At 34.6% G+C, this 18,095-nt stretch carries 18 protein-coding genes; 17 read left to right on the top strand and 1 reads right to left on the bottom strand.

What is annotated here, in order from left to right; translation table 11 throughout:
- Window positions 1-497 precede the first annotated feature (497 nt).
- The 5 genes from J6D32_RS10540 to J6D32_RS10520 all read left to right on the top strand — a co-directional run bounded on the left by J6D32_RS10540 (window position 498) and on the right by J6D32_RS10520 (window position 4,130).
- Window positions 498-929: a sugar 3,4-ketoisomerase gene (locus J6D32_RS10540; protein ID WP_287467670.1), complete on the top strand. Its 432-nt coding sequence runs from the start codon at window positions 498-500 to the stop codon at window positions 927-929.
- Between the two features lie 301 nt (window positions 930-1,230).
- A complete protein-coding gene (locus tag J6D32_RS10535; RefSeq protein ID WP_287467669.1) occupies window positions 1,231-1,368 on the top strand; it encodes a hypothetical protein in 138 nt (45 codons plus the stop codon).
- Between the two features lie 335 nt (window positions 1,369-1,703).
- Window positions 1,704-2,201, top strand: a complete 498-nt coding sequence (locus tag J6D32_RS10530; protein ID WP_132942981.1) for a sigma-70 family RNA polymerase sigma factor — start codon at window positions 1,704-1,706, stop codon at window positions 2,199-2,201.
- Between the two features lie 3 nt (window positions 2,202-2,204).
- A complete protein-coding gene (locus J6D32_RS10525) occupies window positions 2,205-2,651 on the top strand; it encodes a hypothetical protein (RefSeq protein ID WP_287467668.1) in 447 nt (148 codons plus the stop codon).
- Window positions 2,652-3,116: 465 nt separating this feature from the next.
- The gene (locus J6D32_RS10520; protein ID WP_287467667.1) at window positions 3,117-4,130 is read left to right on the top strand and encodes an LCP family protein; all 1,014 of its coding nucleotides are present in this window, start codon (window positions 3,117-3,119) and stop codon (window positions 4,128-4,130) included.
- Between the two features lie 37 nt (window positions 4,131-4,167).
- Here J6D32_RS10520 and galU read toward each other — a convergent pair whose 3' ends face one another.
- A complete protein-coding gene (gene galU, locus J6D32_RS10515; RefSeq protein ID WP_055165004.1) occupies window positions 4,168-5,049 on the bottom strand; it encodes a UTP--glucose-1-phosphate uridylyltransferase GalU in 882 nt (293 codons plus the stop codon).
- 208 nt (window positions 5,050-5,257) lie between these two features.
- On the opposite strand from galU, the gene J6D32_RS10510 reads away from it, so the two are divergent.
- The 12 genes from J6D32_RS10510 to J6D32_RS10455 all read left to right on the top strand — a co-directional run.
- On the top strand, window positions 5,258-6,052 hold the full coding sequence (locus tag J6D32_RS10510; RefSeq protein ID WP_195218212.1) for a metallophosphoesterase: 795 nt from the start codon (window positions 5,258-5,260) through the stop codon (window positions 6,050-6,052).
- Between the two features lie 151 nt (window positions 6,053-6,203).
- Entirely contained in the window at window positions 6,204-6,854 is a 651-nt protein-coding gene (locus J6D32_RS10505; protein ID WP_132942986.1) for a CpsD/CapB family tyrosine-protein kinase, read from the top strand.
- 238 nt (window positions 6,855-7,092) lie between these two features.
- Entirely contained in the window at window positions 7,093-7,821 is a 729-nt protein-coding gene (locus J6D32_RS10500) for a YveK family protein (protein ID WP_132942987.1), read from the top strand.
- On the top strand, window positions 7,796-8,536 hold the full coding sequence (locus J6D32_RS10495; protein ID WP_132942988.1) for a CpsD/CapB family tyrosine-protein kinase: 741 nt from the start codon (window positions 7,796-7,798) through the stop codon (window positions 8,534-8,536). The genes J6D32_RS10500 and J6D32_RS10495 overlap by 26 nt, the downstream gene beginning before the upstream one ends.
- Before the next feature lie 32 nt (window positions 8,537-8,568).
- Window positions 8,569-10,479, top strand: a complete 1,911-nt coding sequence (locus tag J6D32_RS10490) for a polysaccharide biosynthesis protein (RefSeq protein WP_287467666.1) — start codon at window positions 8,569-8,571, stop codon at window positions 10,477-10,479.
- A gap of 12 nt (window positions 10,480-10,491) precedes the next feature.
- On the top strand, window positions 10,492-11,616 hold the full coding sequence (locus tag J6D32_RS10485) for a DegT/DnrJ/EryC1/StrS family aminotransferase (protein ID WP_287467665.1): 1,125 nt from the start codon (window positions 10,492-10,494) through the stop codon (window positions 11,614-11,616).
- 2 nt (window positions 11,617-11,618) lie between these two features.
- Window positions 11,619-12,215 (top strand): sugar transferase, encoded by a 597-nt coding sequence (locus tag J6D32_RS10480; RefSeq protein WP_132942991.1) that lies wholly within the window; start codon window positions 11,619-11,621, stop codon window positions 12,213-12,215.
- A gap of 17 nt (window positions 12,216-12,232) precedes the next feature.
- Window positions 12,233-13,984 carry a NeuD/PglB/VioB family sugar acetyltransferase gene (locus J6D32_RS10475; RefSeq protein ID WP_287467664.1) on the top strand — a complete coding sequence of 584 codons (1,752 nt, stop codon included), beginning with the start codon at window positions 12,233-12,235 and terminating at the stop codon, window positions 13,982-13,984.
- Window positions 13,985-14,002: 18 nt separating this feature from the next.
- Window positions 14,003-15,148 carry a glycosyltransferase gene (locus J6D32_RS10470; protein ID WP_287467663.1) on the top strand — a complete coding sequence of 382 codons (1,146 nt, stop codon included), beginning with the start codon at window positions 14,003-14,005 and terminating at the stop codon, window positions 15,146-15,148.
- Window positions 15,149-15,154: 6 nt separating this feature from the next.
- Window positions 15,155-16,207 carry a glycosyltransferase family 2 protein gene (locus tag J6D32_RS10465; RefSeq protein ID WP_155235086.1) on the top strand — a complete coding sequence of 351 codons (1,053 nt, stop codon included), beginning with the start codon at window positions 15,155-15,157 and terminating at the stop codon, window positions 16,205-16,207.
- Window positions 16,208-16,220: 13 nt separating this feature from the next.
- Window positions 16,221-17,315: a glycosyltransferase family 1 protein gene (locus J6D32_RS10460; protein WP_287467662.1), complete on the top strand. Its 1,095-nt coding sequence runs from the start codon at window positions 16,221-16,223 to the stop codon at window positions 17,313-17,315.
- 10 nt (window positions 17,316-17,325) lie between these two features.
- On the top strand, window positions 17,326-18,095 hold a 770-nt coding region (locus J6D32_RS10455), incomplete at its 3' end, for a glycosyltransferase family 2 protein (RefSeq protein WP_287467661.1).

Raw genomic sequence — 18,095 nt, 5'->3', positions numbered from 1 at the left:
ATCTTTAATATTTAAAAATTTTCTAGTAGAATATGAGTGAGACATCAAAAATTATCCTTTCAATATTGTTTTAGCCGATAACATTGTAACAGGATAGAGACTTGATGTCTCTTTTTTTTGATGCTATAAAAAAGGCGCTGCTTAGTTAGCAACACCAAATATTATAGAACCAAGTTTTATAGTCATAGAGAGATAGGCTCTTTTTTTTGCTATTAGTCGTAAAAAAAATAGAAAATGGATTTAATTTTATGGATGAAACCTATTTTTGAATATAGTCAAAAGAAGGGTAAGCCTGTAATAATAACACGGATATAAAAATAGCTACTAATTCTGTAAACTATAAATACAGAGTTAGTAGCTATTATTTGGTATGGTAGCCGAGACAATGCTAGCAAGGAAAAAGTGTGCGGTTATCGGCCGAGAGACGGTGGCTGAGGATCGAGCGACGGTTCACCATTTGGTGGAGCGAGGGCTAGCCATTCTTAGGTGGAGTAGATATGGAAGGGATTATTCGTAATCTTGAGATGTTTGAACCAAGATATGAAACTAATCCTTTTACGAATGATGCGGCTAAGATTGCAAGATTGTTGGTTGGGCATGGTTTATTTGAGTTATCTTATTTTGGAAGTTTGGTGCCACTAGATGGAGATGATTTTCCATTTGAGGTGAAGCGAGTGTTTTATTTGGTGGATATCAAGCAAGGGATGACGCGCGGAAATCATGCGTATTATAAGAGCGAGCAAGTGCTGATTTGTTTGCATGGATCGGTAAAGGTACGATGTAATGAGACGGTTTATGAGTTGAATGATCCAAAAGTTGGCCTTTATTTAGCACCAGAGGTTTGGCGTGAAGCCTTTGATTTTAGTGAGAGGGCTGTACTGTTAGCAGTCAGTTCAGAACCATTTTGTGAAAGTGATTATCGATATTAAGGTCGCCGTTGGCGGCCTTTTGTTATGTTTTGAGGATATTTTTAGGATGCTTTTAAAAATCTGGTGGCTCATAGGATATATGTCAATAAAAAGTAGAGCAGTAATCTTTTAAATTAACCAGATGTAAAGATTATTATTTCTTATTAAAGTCTTTTTTAGTAGACAGATTGTTATGGTGAGTGTGAGATGTAAAAAATTCATAAATACAATTTTGTTTTGGAATGGAGTTACTGCTCCCAATTTTTAATAAGGAAATCTCTTTATGAATTTTTAACAGCTTAACATATTTGGATGTGTATGTATGGAAGTTCTTTCGAAACTAGGGGATTTTGCTCTATATAAAAAATCAAGAAAATATTTAGATTGGAAAGCTTCATTTGCTCCATTTAATGAACAGTTATGCAGTGGTATTGAAAATTGCCCTTTTATGATAGGATAATTTGCGTTGATTTTTACTTCCCTCTGGTATATCGATAATAACATTTTTCGACAAAAGTGGGCTAAATTTAGGAAAAAGGGCTAAAATCGTAATAAAATGAGCCAAAAATAAAAAAAATTTGATAAATTTTTTGGCTGTTTTTTTGGATTAAGTTATCAATATCGTCCATACGCTTGTGTGGATTTGTGAATTGCTTCTGAACGTGGTGTGGCTGTTTTTTAAAGAAATCAAATTTTTTTGGCGATTTCATCGCCTTTTTGACGAACTAGAAAACGGTTACAATGTTTGGTATAATTTTCTTGTGGCAAAAATTAAACCTAACAGGGGGAATAATCATGGAAAAGCAATTCGAACATTGGTATGAAGAAAAGTTATATCTTGTTTATGGGGCAATGAAAAAATTGCATCTTAGAGGGGATTTAGATGAATTTTATCAAATTGGGTTGGTAGCACTTTGGGAAGCTTCACTTCGTTATAATGAAGAAAAAGGAGAATTTGATCATTTTGCTTACTCTTATATTATTAATCGAATGAAGACATCGCTGACAAGAATGACTAAATATCAAGAACGAATTTGCTTAACAGAGGATCACTTTCTAGAAACTTATGAAGAAGAGTTTTCTAAAAGTGAGAACATTATTAATGATTTAATCATGGAAAATTATTTACGTTATTTAACGAAAAATCAACAAGAGGTTATTAGGGAACGTTATATTAATGATTATTCAGTTGAAGAGACAGCAAAACATTTAGGGATTAGTGTGAACGCAGTTAAAAATCGTACTCGAGATGCGCTGAAGAAGTTAAGAAAGATTTTGAAGGGGGAAATGTAAAAGATGGGGACTATTAAACCAACTCCTGCTGAGATTTGTACTACTTTTATGGAAACGATTCTTTGGCACTTAGTCGATCCAACAGCAGAAATTTTAAATCATTCTTTGCTTTGTGCTCAGTCAGGCCTTAAACTTAGTGCCAAAGATTCTGTCAACCATCTTAAAAATTTATGGATGATTTGTAAGGAATGCGGTTGTCCTAATCTAACTGTCATGGTGTTTAATAAAAAGAGCCACTTACCCGGTGATTGGTATTTTAATGTGTTTGAATCGATTAATCCAGAGATTCGGTATCATAGAGCTCAACATGTGAAAGAAGAGCTTTTGAAGGTAGAGGCATATTTGGATTGGGATGAGATTGTAAAGAAGTATTGTTTGAGTGAATCATTAATTTTTAGGTTAACGGCAAGAAAGCGTAAGCTTCAACTTTTAAAGAAAGTTAGAGATTAATTAAAAAGAGGATGAAATAGAGTTAAGGTGTTATCACGTTTGTGATAGCATCTTTTTAGTTGATAGAAAACTTGATTTGAGACGAAGACGTTAAGTGAATAAGGTTACACTGACTTACAGTATCTCATTTAAACAAGTTAGAACTAAAGCCGTATTCAGTTGAAGTCAAAGGTTTCATAACTAAATTATTATTTTGACTATTTTATGAGAAGATTAGCACATGTGATGAGTCGACTATTGAATGTCATTCGAATTTACAGGCGATCAACATTTTTGTTGTAATTTTAGATTCGTAATCCTATGTTTAGCACCAACCATTCTTAGAAAAAAGTATTTAAAATTGAATTAAAGAGTGATAATGATTTTATAAAACGTTTAAAATTTTGAAAAAATAATGTAAACAATCTTAATGTGTAAAATATTGTGATAAAATAGGAATGGATAGAAAAATTAGGGGATGATTTTATGAAAAAATTTGGGATAACATTGGCGATTATTTTAAGCATACTGACGGTCTTAATAGGTGGTGGATTTATATTCGCAAACTATGTCGTTAATTCTACGCTTGATCAGATGGTGATGACGGAGAGTATAACAAAAGAAGAGGCAGGGATTACCGAGCAAATCATTCAAAAAGAAGAAGAATCAAAAGTGGTGAATATTGCGGTATTTGGTCTCGATCAAAATGGTGATGGATCGGATGGGCGTAGTGATGCGATGAAGGTTTTATCTTTAGACACTGAGAATAAACGTGCGGCTGTAACATCTTTACAGCGTGATACACTTATCTATATCCCAGCAGAGATACAAGATTTTGATAAATTAAATCATGCTTATGCTTATGGTGGGGCAAAGCTTGCCATGCAAACCATCAATTACAATTTTGATTTAGATTTAACACGCTATGTCTCATTTAATTTTGACGCAATTGAAAAAATAGTTGATATAGTTGGTGGGGTTGAAATCGATGTCAAAGAATCTGAAGTTCCATATGCTCGTGATCAAATTAAATCGGCAGGATTACAAAACTTAAATGGTGCGCAAGCCATGGCTTATATGCGTATTAGATATGCAGATAGCGATTACGTTAGAATGGAGCGCCAAACAACTGTGATGAAAGCAATCTTCGCTAAAATGAAACAGACACCATATACACAATTATTAACCCTGTTAAATGAGACACTTCCTTATATTGAAACCAATCTTTCAAAAGATGAAATCATTAATTTAGGGCTTGATGCTCTTAAAATAGATCTTGCTAACATTGAACAATATCAAATTCCGACTAATGGATATTCAGATATTAACCATAGCGTTAGTTACAAAGGATATAGCCCGTTATATGTCATGAATAGCTATCAAACGATTGTTAAAGAACTACACCAAAATATTTATGGAGATGAAAATTATCAACCATCAGACACTGTTTTACAAACTGAAACAGCTATTTATGAAAAGTTTGGATATACAAATAAATAAAAAAATGAGGAACGATCATCTGTCGTTCCTCATTTTTTTATGCCATTAATTCTTTTAAATAAGCTTCTACTTGGTGTTTTAAGTCTTCGCGGCTTAAGGCGAAGTCGATCGTTGCTTTAATGAATCCGAATTTGTCTCCGACATCGTAACGATTTCCTTCGAAGTCGTAAGCATAAACCGCTTGGCGGTCCATTAAACGGTCAATCGCGTCTGTTAATTGGATTTCTCCACCTGCTCCTGGTTCTTGCGTTTCTAACATTTCGAAGATTTCAGGTGTTAAGACGTAGCGTCCCATCACGGCTAAATTAGATGGCGCCTCTTCTTGTTTTGGTTTTTCAACCATTCCACTTAATTTCACTAAGCGTCCATCTGGTTTAGATGAAGTAGATGGTTTCATGATTCCGTATTTTGAGACGTCCTCATCCGCAACGGATTGAACTCCCATGATTGAGCATCCATTCTTTTCGTAGGCACGAATTAATTGCCCTGTTGCTGGGTTTTCTTCGTTTACGACGATATCGTCTCCTAAAAGGACAGCAAAGGGTTCATCACCGATAAACGTTTTAGCACATAAAATGGCATGTCCTAAACCTTTCGCTTCTTTTTGACGAATGTAATGAATTTGAGCCATATTTGAAATGTTTTGAACCATTTCTAACATGTCTTGTTTTCCTTTTTTAGCTAATGTATCTTCAAGTTCATATGATTTATCAAAGTGATCTTCAATTGAACGTTTAGTTGAACTAGTGACAATTAAAATTTCTTCAATTCCTGAAGCAATCGCTTCTTCAATAATGTACTGAATCGTTGGCTTATCAACGATTGGTAACATTTCTTTTGGTTGTGATTTTGTTGCAGGTAAGAAACGTGTCCCGAATCCGGCAGCGGGAATCACGGCTTTACGTACAGGCTTTCTCATAAAACTTATCTCTCCAATCCCATATTCAAATATTTCGTAAAAATCCCTATTTTTTTACAAAAATACTCTTTAAATTATATCATATTTGAATAAACGATAATATAAAAACTTTAATATAAAGCGTTTTAATGAACAGTGGCACTTTTCTATGAATTTTGTAGGACTTGTTTTTTTATAATATAGTTGACTAATAAAAAAGGAGGGGAAAATGGGAGAATTTAAGGTGATGGTTTGTAGTTTATGTATAGGAATCATGGGGATTTATTTATTTAATGAATTCCTAAATCTTTTTCCAATCGTTCGAAAAGAAGTCATCTATATTGAAGACTTACCAGATGAATTTGAAGGATTTACAATTTTACAATTTAGCGATTTACATGGAAAAACCTTTGGACGGGACCAATGGGTTCTCACAAGACTCATTAACAAGCAATCGTTTGATATGATTGCCATTACAGGAGACGTTGTCGATCGACATGATCCTGATTTAACTCCATTTTTTGATGTGTTAGAAGGGATTGAGTCAGATGCACCACAATTTTTTGTGAAAGGAAACATTGATTCATTCGAGGATGTGGAAATTATTCGGCAACATGGTTTAGAAATGTTAGATGAACCGTACGTTTTTAATCGCAATGGGAAAGAGTTACTGATTAAACAATACGTATGGAATACCGTGCTAGGTGATGAATTCGATGACAAAGTAGTTATTGGTCTTGGGCATGAGCCACTCCCTCAAAATCTTGGCTATGATTTGATACTCGTAGGTCATTATCACGGGGGACAAATTCGGATTCCGGGATATGGCGCTATTTTTATTCCAAATATTGATGGTCAACAATGGTTTCCTGACCAATCAGACGTCATGGGTTTAAAACAATTTGAAGGGTATAGCCAATATACAACAGCGGGCCTAGGCGCGAGTGCCTCTAGTAAATGGCTTCAAAAGCGATGGTTTAATCCACCAGAAATCAATTTAATTACTTTAACTAACCAAAAATAAGCAGCAGACCACTTAGTAAATGGTCTGCTTTTTTTTGGATATTTTTTTAATAAAGTATTATTTAATGATTGACTGACATATATATAACTTCGGATAAGTTTTAATCGTTCTAATAATAGACATAAAACTAATTTGATTGGAGGAAGAATCGATGAAAAAGTCGCAAAAAATAACTAAAGAATATAGGCATGCTTCGGAATATTATCGTACATTACGTACGAATTTACAATACAGTGCTTTAAATGAGAAACATAAAATATTTTTATTTGTCTCGTATGAACTCAATGAAAAAATGGGATCCATCATCAGTCAACTCGGCTTGATGTTTGCTAAAATTGGTCAGCGCGTATTAATTGTAGAGGGAGATTTATACCGTCCTCGTTTACATCGCTTTTTTCAACTGAACAAAGAACCGGGGATGAGTAATGTATTATTAAATGAAATTCCCATAGGAAAAGCCATTACTGAAATTGAACATAATCTTCATGTGTTACCATCGGGACCATTAGTCCCTCATCCGAATGTGGTTATCGGTTCGATGAAAATGAATTCATTATTATCTCATTTAAAAACTAACTATGATGTTATTTTAATGACAAGTCCTCCAATGTGCTTTGTGAATGATGCAACGATTCTTTCGACTCACTCAAGTGGGGTTTTATTTTTAATAGAGGAAGGTAAATCAAAAATAGGAAAAGTAAAACTGTGTCAAAAGCAATTAAATCAAGTCAAGGCGAATGTAATAGGAACTATTTTTACAAAAAGCTCCATCAATTCTTCTTCTTATTACGATAACATATAAATTGTTACATATTTTACCAAAAAATATTAAATTCCCCTTTTTGACAATTTACAATAGTGAATTTTAACTAATCAAGTGAAAAAGATTACACTACACGTCGAATATCCCAATAAATATGATTCTTATTGATAATATGACACTATCTGACAGGCAAAATAAGATATAAATTTTACAGAAATGAATAAAATGAACATTTAGCCACACCAAGTTTAATTTTTAGAAATAGGGGGATAAAAAGATGCAAATAGCTGAAAAAGGAATTAATTTCTATGAGTACATTGATTTATTAAAAAAACGTTGGTGGCTCATCGTCCTATTAGGTGGTTTGTTAGCTGGATTAATGGGATACCGTACCTATAGTAGTTATGTTCCAGTTTATCAAGCGTCAACGACTTTATTAATGCACTATAAAAGCACAGGATTGACGACGAGTAGTCGTGATTTTTCTGTTGGAAGTAATGTGATCACAACATTTACTGGCATGTTAAATAGTCAGTCAGTGCGAACACAAATAGCTGAGGCAGTAGGTAGTGGTTCATTAGGAAGTATTAGTATCAGTGCTGGGGATGGATCGCTCGTCAAATTATCGGTGACACATACAAATGCAGAGTCAGCTGCCAAAGTTGCTAATATCACAGCAGAAGTTTTAATGGATATGGTAAAGAAAATGATGTCTGATATTGATTTATCTGTCGTTGATGAGGCACGAGTCCCGTATGTGACATCAGGAATGAATTTAAATCGAAGTATTATGATAGGGGGCATGATTGGAGTTGTTTTAGCAATTGGAATCATCCTTTTATTAGAAGTTCTAGATACAACCTTTAAAACAGCAAAAGAAGTAGAAGATGAACTGGGCATTCCAATTATGGGAGTCATTCCAAATACTGATATTGAACTCTCAAAATATCGAGCACAAAAAATGATGGAGGGGAAAAAGGATGAAGCGAAAACAAGTCGAGCATAATGACGTTATTAGTTTGATTAGTCCAAAGTCTCCTGCTACTGAGGCCTATCGAACCTTATATACGAATATTCAATTCTCAGGATTAGATGAAACTATTAAAACATTGACGATTACAAGTCCAGGACCATCAGAAGGAAAGAGTACGACGTCTGTTAATTTAGCCGTTGCTTATGCTCAAACAGGGAAAAAAGTCTTATTAATCGATGCTGATTTACGTCGTCCCAAATTACATAAGTTTTTTGACTTACAAAACTCACGTGGACTTACAAATGTAGTGGCGAGTCGTTTAGAAATTTCTGAAGTGGTACACGCAGTGAAAGAAAATTTAAGTGTCTTAACAACGGGCCCGATTCCGCCTAATTCAGTAGAACTTTTAAGTTCACGTGCTATGAATCATTTCTTTGAAAAAGCAAAAGAAACATATGATGTCGTGATTTATGATACGCCACCGGTTGGTGTTGTGACGGATGCAGCCTTACTTGCAACTAAAACAGATGGAACCTTATTAGTTGTAGCTTCGGGAAAAACGCAAATCGAGCTAACGAAACAGGCAAAGAATCATCTAGAAAAGGTCAATGCAAGATTACTTGGAGCCGTTTTAACGATGGTACCAGTGGAGTCTGCTCGTTATTTAGGATATCAATATTATACTTATACGCAAGAGGAACCTATGCGAAGAAAATCATTTGGTAAAAAAGCATTTGGAAGAAAATAAATTAAGAGAATTGAAAAGAGGTTGGGGGTTAGATGAAGAGCGAGACTGTGTTAAAAGGAATGTATTTAGGTCAAGTTTGGAAAATGAGTTTAATCTTTATTGATGTTTGTTTAATACAGCTTAGTACGTATCTCATCTTAAGTTTTAAATATGGGGTCAATTGGCCTATCTATTTTGGAGATGATTTTTTAAAAAGTGTTCTCCCTTACTCTATCTGTTTAGTCGGGTTATTTTATTTGTTTAAACTGTATAAAAGTTTATGGCAATATGCGAGTATTTCAGAATTATTAAATGTATTAAAGGCCTGTGTCATTGGGGGATTAATCTTATTTCTTGTTATTAACCCAATCTTGCATATTAATTTTGATGTGATTTTAATGCCATTTTATATTTTACTGCTCGTTTTCTTTATTGGAGGGATTCGATTTGCTTATCGTGTGGTAAGACGCGATCGCCGATTTACTTTACAACTGCAACCTAAATCAAAGTGGAAAAATGTATTGATTGTCGGCGGAGGAGATGCCGGATCAACAGTGATTCGCGAGCTTCAAATCAATGAGGATGTAAAATTACGTCCGGTTGGGGTTATTGATGATGATAAAAGTAAGCAAGGTCGCACGTTACATGGGGTGGATGTCGTTGGAACGCGTCACGATATCGTGCGAGTCGTAGAAGAGAAGAACGTGGATGAAATCTTGGTTTCGATTCCATCGATGAATGGAAAAGAGATGAAGCAGATTCTTGATATTTGTCAGAAAACGCCGTGTAAATTGAAGACGATGCCGGGATTGTATCAGTTAATTAACGGAGAAGTCGATATTCGAAAAATACGAGATGTTGAAATTGAGGATTTACTTGGACGTGATCCGGTCGAAACAAACCTTGAAGAAATCAGTAACTTCATTCATGGTAAAGTGGTGCTAGTGACAGGAGGTGGCGGTTCGATTGGTTCTGAACTTTGTCGTCAGATTGCTAGTTTCAACCCGAAAACATTAATTATCGTCGATATTTATGAAAATTCAGCGTATGACATTCAAAATGAGTTAAAAGCGATGTATGGAAAAGGATTAGATTTAAAAGTTATCATCGCATCGGTTCGTGACTTTAGCCGTATCAGACAAATTTTTAATCAGTATCACCCACAGATTGTCTATCATGCGGCAGCTCATAAACATGTACCACTCATGGAAGCTAGTCCACAAGAAGCGATTAAAAATAATGTGTTTGGAACCTTAAATGTTGCTAAATGTGCACATGAATTTAAGGTGTCACGCTTTGTGTTAATTTCAACGGATAAGGCTGTGAATCCAACAAATATTATGGGAGCTTCAAAACGATTAGCGGAAATGATTATTCAAAGTTTAAATGAGCACAGCCGTTGTGAGTATGTCGCGGTTCGTTTTGGAAATGTGCTTGGAAGCAATGGGAGTGTGATTCCATTGTTTAAGCGTCAGATAGAAAATGGTGGCCCTATCACAGTAACACATCCTGATATTATTCGTTATTTTATGACAATACCAGAGGCTGTTGAGTTGGTGTTACAAGCTGGAGCAATGGCTCGTGGGGGAGAAGTCTTTGTTTTAGATATGGGAGAACCTGTTAAAATTGTCGATTTAGCTAAAGGATTGATTCGTCTGTCAGGACTCGAACTTGGAAAAGACATTGATATTAAATATACAGGGCTTCGTCCTGGTGAGAAAATGTTTGAAGAATTGTTGCTATCTGAAGAGGGACTATTAAAGACCGCGAATAAGAAAATATTTATTGGCCGTCCTCCAGTAGAAAGCTTTGAAAGGTTGCAACATCATTTGGATCAATTAAAATGTGTCCTTTCAGATGACAAGTTGGTTAGAGAGATGATGAAAGAAATTGTGACAACATATAAAGAGCCAGACCATCATTTTAAGAAAGAGTTAAATTTAGTCGTAGAGGATGTTAGTTAGGGAGAGATAAACATGGGGAAACGGATTTATTTAGCTTCACCTCATATGGGAGGGGCCGAGCAAGCTTATGTAGCTGAAGCCTTTGAAACGAACTGGGTGGCACCGCTTGGACCGAATGTTAATGAGTTTGAAAAAGAGCTCGCCCATAGAGTGGGAACTTCACATGCGGCAGCACTATCTTCTGGGACAGCAGCCATTCATTTAGGATTAAAAGCCCTTGGTGTTTCACCAGGTGATGTGGTGTTTTGTTCGACACTTACCTTTTCAGCAAGTTGTAATCCGATTATCTATGAAGGAGCAACGCCCGTTTTTATTGACTCGGAAATAAATTCTTGGAATATGTCACCAAATGCACTTCGCAAAGCGTTTGAAGATTATACACCAAAAGCTGTCGTGGTTGTCCATTTATACGGTCAAAGTGCTGATATGGATGAAATCAAAGCGATTTGTGATGAACATGGGGTTCCAATTTTAGAGGATGCGGCAGAATCATTAGGTGCAACGTACAAAGGCCAAGCTTCAGGAACACACGGTGAGATTGGAATTTATTCGTTTAATGGCAATAAGATTATTACAACATCGGGTGGTGGTATGATGATTTCAAATCATCAGGCTTATGTTGAAAAAGCACGATTTTGGGCAACTCAAGCGCGCGAAGCCGCTCGTCATTATGAACATAAGGAACTTGGATACAATAACCGTATGAGTAACGTATTGGCAGGAATTGGAAGAGGGCAACTACAAGTCTTAGAAACTCGAATTCAACAAAAGAAAGCCATCTTCAAACGATATGAAGAAGCCTTTAAAGAGATTGAAGGACTTAATATGATGCCAATTCGTGAGTACGGGGAACCAAATTATTGGTTAAGTTGTGCCATTTTAGATGCAGAGTGTCAGATTAAACCATTAGATATTATTTTGGCTTTAGAAACTGAAAATATTGAATCACGCCCGATTTGGAAGCCAATGCATCTGCAACCGATTTTTAAAGATTATCCTTATTATATGGATGATAATCACTCAGTGAGTGAAGATGTTTTCAATCGTGGCATTTGTTTACCATCTGATACGAAGATGACCATCGAAGAACAAGAATATGTTATCGAAATCATTAAGTCTTTATTTAAAGGGGAATAAGGATGCGAAAGAGAGTTTTTGATATTGTGATGAGTCTTGTTTTAATTATTTTATTATCGCCTGTTATACTGCTAGTCGCTGTTTTAGTTGGGATTAAGATGGGATGGCCCGTATTTTTTGTACAAGAACGTGTTGGGAAAGATAATCAAATTTTTAAAATCTATAAATTTCGAACAATGAGTAACTCGGTCGATAAAAAGGGGCAGCCATTATCAGATGAGATGCGTCTCACGAAATTTGGCCAATTTCTCCGTCAAACAAGTTTGGATGAACTTCCAGAGTTATTTAATATTTTAAAGGGAGAAATGAGTTTTGTGGGACCACGCCCACTGCTTGTTGAGTATTTGCTAGAATATGATGAGCATCAAATTAGACGTCATGAAATCAGACCTGGATTAACGGGATGGGCCCAAGTGAACGGTCGAAATTTGGTTTCTTGGGAGGAACGTTTTAATTTGGATGTCTGGTATGTGGACCATCGTCATTTTGGGTTAGATTTAAAAATCCTGTGGATGACCGTTATTAAGGTATTGAAGCGGGAGGGAATTAGCCAGGAAGGGCAAGTCACGATGGAGAAGTTTAAGAGAAGAATCGTCTAAGGGAAAGGGAGAATAAAATGAAACCTCTGTTGATTATTGGGGCGGGTGGTGTTGGACGCGAGGCAACGCTAATTGTTGAGGCAATTAATCGTGTTCATCCTACTTGGGATTTACTAGGTTTCATTGATGATTTTACAGCGGTCGGAACGGAATATAATGGGATCTCTGTTCTTGGCCCATTAGATATTTTAACGCAATATAAAGAGCCGATTTATGTGGTATGTGCTATCGCTAATTATACAGTCAAAAAGAAAATCATCATGAAAATTAAAGAGTTTTATCCATGGGTGAAGTTTGCGAAATTAATTCATCCGAAGGTGGATTTAAATCCATTCATGAGTATTGGAGAAGGATGTATCATTTATCAGCACGTAATGATGACAGTTGATGTGATTTTGGGAGATCACGTCATTGTTTGCGCGTCAACAGGCATTGGGCATGATAGTGTGATTAAAGATTATTGTGATATTTTATGGAATTGTAATATTTCAGGTCATGTGACTCTTGAAGAAGGGTGTTTTATTGGAAGTGGAGCCACAATTATTCAAGGATTAAAAATTGGCCCACAAACGAAGGTTGGAGCTGGAAGTGTTGTATTAAAGGGTACATATGGTTACTGTACTGTGGTGGGGGTACCTGCTAAAGTGGTTAGGGGAAAAAAGATGAAGAAAATATTGTATGTAACAACGGTTAGTCGAACGGTCAATGCTTTTTTAGTTCCCCATATTATGATGTTACTTGATCAAGGATACCTTGTGGATATTGCCTGTTGTGTTGATCAAGAAGTGAATGATATCTTGCTTAATCGAGGTGTGGAAGTTTATGATCTTCCATTTACAAGAAATCCGCTTGATCTAAGGAATTTAAAAGCATTTAGGAAATTATCAAAGATACAAAAAGAGAATAGGTATGAAACGGTGCATGTTCATACTCCGATTGCCGCGTTGTATGGAAGATTGTTAAAACTCAAATATCACACTTTAAAAACAGTTTATACGGTGCATGGATTCCATTTTCATCAAGGTGGCTCATTATCCGGGTGGCTGATGTATTATCCAATTGAGTGGGTGATGGCAAAGTTTACGGATCAGTTGATTACGATTAATGATGAGGATTTTGAGCGTGGAAAACGACTCGGAGCTCGAGCAACTTATAAGGTGAATGGTGTTGGCGTTACGGTGAGTGATTATCAGTTACGCGATTATGAAGCGAAGTTTAATCGGTACAAGTATGATTTAGCGAAGGATGACTTTGTGATTTTGATGATTGCAGAGGTGAACAAAAATAAAAATCATCATCAGATGATTCAAGCGGTTGAATTATTGAAGCAAAGAGGAAAATCGGTTAAGGTGCTTTGTGCAGGTGAAGGATCGTTGTTTGATGAGGTTGTTGCTGAGGTGGAGAAACGCGGGTTATCAGACTGTATTCAGATGCTTGGCTATCGGACGGATATTAAAGAATTAATCGGGGTTAGCGATATTGGAATTTTATTATCATATCGTGAAGGATTACCACGAAATATCATGGAGTTAATGGCTTGTGGCAAACCTGTGATTGGAACGAATATTCGTGGGATTCGTGATTTAGTGATTGATGGAGAGACTGGATTCTTAGTACCTGTTGGAGATGCCGTGACTACTGCTAATTGTATTGAGAAACTGATGGATAACCCTGAGTTGGTACATCAGATGGGCGTCAAAGCAGTCGAAGAAGTTGAGAAGTATAATGTGGAATCAGTGGTTGGAGAGCTTCAAAAGATTTTAGTTTAGAGGATAGAGGATTATATTATGAGGGGTAATAGTAACGAAAAAAAGATTCGTGTATTAGAGGTATGTCATGGATTAGCTCCAGGAGGAATTGAAGCTTTTGTATTAAATATTTTTAATAATATTGATCGAGAACAATTTGAGATAGACTTTGCTGTTGCATCTGATGGAAAACAATTTCATGAAGATAAAGTTTTAGAAGAAGGTGCCAGGGTATTTCATACGAGTGATTTAGATGGTATAGGTCCAATTATTAAGCACTTTTTTAGGTTGATAAAGATTTTAAAAAACGAGGGGCCATTTGATGTCGTTCATACACATATTGATTTCTTTAATGGAGTTAATTTATTAGCTGCTTTTATAGCACGAGTACCTATTCGTATTTCTCATGCACATAATACTCATAGTGCTGGAGCAATAACTTCTAAGGTAAGTTTTCCTATAAAAATTTATCGTTTATTAATGAGAGTTTTAATTAATTTATTTTCTAATGTTAAAGTTGGATGTTCAACTTTAGCTAATTCATATATGTATGGGGAAAAAGTGGTTAAAGCTAAAAAAACTCACGTCATTTGGAATGGAATTGATTTAAATACATTTAAAGATAATCATTTTAATTATGAAAAAATAAGTGAAGAAACAAAACAGATTAATTTAATCACAATTGGAAGAATCTGTGAACAAAAAAATAGTTTGTTTATTGTTGAGATTATGAAAGAACTTTTGAAGTTGGATTCCCGCTATCATTTAACTTGGATTGGCAAAGGACCTCAAGAAGCTGCTGTACAAGAGCTAGTACAAAAATATCAATTACAGAAACATATAAATTTTATCGGTAATACCAAAAAGGTTAGTACGTATTTATCTAAATCAGACTTTTTCATTTTTCCATCTCAGTGGGAAGGGTTACCTGTAGTTTTAGTAGAGGCACAAATAAGTGGAGTTCCATGTTTTATTTCAAATAAAATTACAAAGGAAGTTGATTTAGGATTAATTACATATATCAATATTGATCAAGGTGCAGAGTATTTTGCACAACTAGTTAATTATCAAATTAAAAGCAAAGGGTATAAACATGTAATTAATAAGAAAAAAGTAGCCTTATTTGATATTCGTAATGTTGTCAAAAAAACAAGTTCAATATATCGAGGTCAGATAGGAGGATAAATAATTGTGATAAAAATCAGTATTATTGTTCCTGTTTATAATGTAGAAAAATACTTAGCAAGATGTCTTGATAGTTTAGTGAATCAAACTTTAAAAGAGATTGAAATAATTTGTGTGAATGATGGATCAACGGATAATAGCTTATCAATCTTAACTCAATACAGGATGAATGATTCAAGGATCGTTATTGTTGATAAAGAGAATACAGGAGTTTCAGATTCTCGAAATATTGGCTTAATGCATGCAAAAGGAATGTTTATTGCTTTTGTTGATAGTGATGATTGGATAGAGTTATCAGCTACAGAATCTTTGTATAGGGAAGCGATAGAAAATGAGTGCGATATTGTGATGTGTAGCTATATTCGAGAGTTTGAAACCCATTCAAAACCTAAAATATTTAATTTAGGAAATAAAGTTCTATACGAGGGAGAAAAACTACAAACTTTACACCGACAATTATTTGGTCCATTAGATTTTGAGCTCGATCAATCTCAAAGTCTTGATTCTTTGGGAACCGTTTGGGCGAAGTTATATAAAAGAGAACTGATTGAGCAATGTGAGGGGAAGTTTGTATCCTTAAATAAGATTGGTTCAAACGAAGATGGATTATTTAATATGGAAGTGATGCATTTTTCAAAAAGAATTATGTTTGTTAATCAACCCTATTACCATTATTGGAAAGAAAATCAAAATTCAATTACGAATAAATATAACCCGCGATTACAAGAGCAGTTTAAATGTTTATTTGATTATATGGAGTTTTTGATCGAAAAATATCAATTGAATTCTGATTATCAAGATGCACTTAAAAATAGACGCTGTCTATCAGTACTTGGATTAGGATTAAATGAAGTATTTAATCGTTCAGGAAAGAAAGAACAATTAGGTCAAGTGAAAAAATTATTGAATCAATCGTATTTAGTTGAAGATTTTAAACAGTTTAATCTGAGATGTTTTCCATTCCATTGGAAGTTATTTTATTTATTTAATAAAAAACGATGGGTATATCCCACTTATTCGATGATTAAAGTTATTAATTTTTTACGAAAGGTCGTGTAGGAGGAGAATCAAGGTGGGGCCAAAGCGGATATTACAGGTTGTTACAATCATGAATCGTGGTGGATTAGAAACCATGTTAATGAATTATTATCGTCAGGTTGATCGTTCAAAAATACAGTTTGATTTTATGGTACATCGTCAGGAACGTGGGGATTACGATGATGAGATTGAAGAGTTAGGTGGTAAGATTTATCGAATGTTACCGATAAAGCCGGGGAATTATCGAAAATATCTTAAAGATTTAGAACGATTCTTTAAAGATAACAATCAATATCAGGTTGTTCATTCACATATTAATGAAAACAGTGGGTTTGTTTTGAAAGCTGCAAATAAAATAGGAGTTCCATGTCGAATAGCTCACAGTCATTTAGCTGATTTAAAATTTGATTATAAGTATCCATTTAGAGTGTATGGACGGTTAAATTTAAAATCGAGTTTCACTCATCGTTTTGCTTGCTCAAAAAGAGCAGGCGAGTGGCTTTTTGGAAAAAAATATAATAAAGAGGTTAAGATTTTAAATAATGCGGTAGATACAAATCGATTTAAATACGATGAATCAATAAGAAAGCAATATCGCAATGAATTAGGAATTGCAAATAAAATTGTTATTGGTCACGTAGGACGATTTAATCCGCAAAAAAATCATAGGTTTCTGATTGACATCTTTAAGGAAGTCAACCAGAAAAATCCTGATACTGTTTTGTTATTGATTGGTGATGGATATTTAAAGTTACAGATTGAAGAGAAAGTTAGACAATTTAAATTATCAAATAGTGTTATATTTTTGGGATTAAGAGATGATATTCCTGAATTGATGCAGGCTATGGATTTATTTTTATTTCCATCATTATTTGAAGGATTACCAGTTGTATTAGTGGAAGCTCAGGCATCAGGATTAAGATGTATTACGTCGACTGGTGTAACGGAAGAAGCAAATATAACAAAAAAAGTTGAATTTTTAGAGTTATCTGAAGGAAGTTTAAAATGGGCTGAAATAATATTAAATGGGAATTTTAATAGAGAAGATAACCAAGAATTTCTAATAAAAAAAGGTTATGATACCTCAGCCAATGTGAAAGTATTAGAAGAATTTTATTTAGCGTATTAAGGGGGAGAAGATGAAGAAAATTACTGTTTTTACACCAACATATAATCGAGCTTATACGCTATCCAAGTGTTATAAAAGTTTGAAACAACAGACGTGTAAAGATTTTGTTTGGTTAATTATTGATGATGGTTCAACGGATAATACTCAAGAATTAGTAGAGGAATGGATTACTGAAAATGAAATAGAAATTCAATATCATTATCAAAAAAATCAGGGGATGCATGGAGCCCATAATACTGCTTATGAATTAATTGAGACCGAACTTAATGTATGTATTGATTCAGATGATTATATGCCACAGGATGCCATTGAAAAAATCACTGATTGTTGGAATAGCATTAAAAGCGATAAACTTGCTGGAATAGCAGCTCTTGATGCTTATGAAAACGAACTAGTCATTGGGGATAAGTTTCCAAATCACTTAAAAACTTCAAAGTATTTTGATTTGTATCACAAGCATGATTTAAAAGGAGATAAAAAACTTATATATCGGACAGAGTTAACAAAAAAATACCCGTATCCAATTTTTGAAGGTGAAAAATATGTTGGACTTGGGTATAAGTATGCAAAGTTAGATGAACAGTATGAGCTGTATTTATTAAATGAGGTAGTTTGTATTGTTGAATATATGGATGATGGATCTTCTAGGAATATGCTAAAACAATACCGTCTAAATCCTAAAGGATTTAGATTTATTCGAATTGAAGATATGAAAAATCCAAATGGTTCATTTAAGTTTAAATTTAAGAGTGCTATACATTATGTTTCAAGTAGTTTGCT

Source organism: Turicibacter sp. (assembly GCF_017941855.1).
Lineage (GTDB): Bacteria > Bacillota_I > Bacilli_A > MOL361 > Turicibacteraceae > Turicibacter > Turicibacter sanguinis.
The sequence above is the reverse complement of the archived record's forward strand: the minus strand, read 5'-3'. Positions and strand labels throughout refer to the sequence as shown.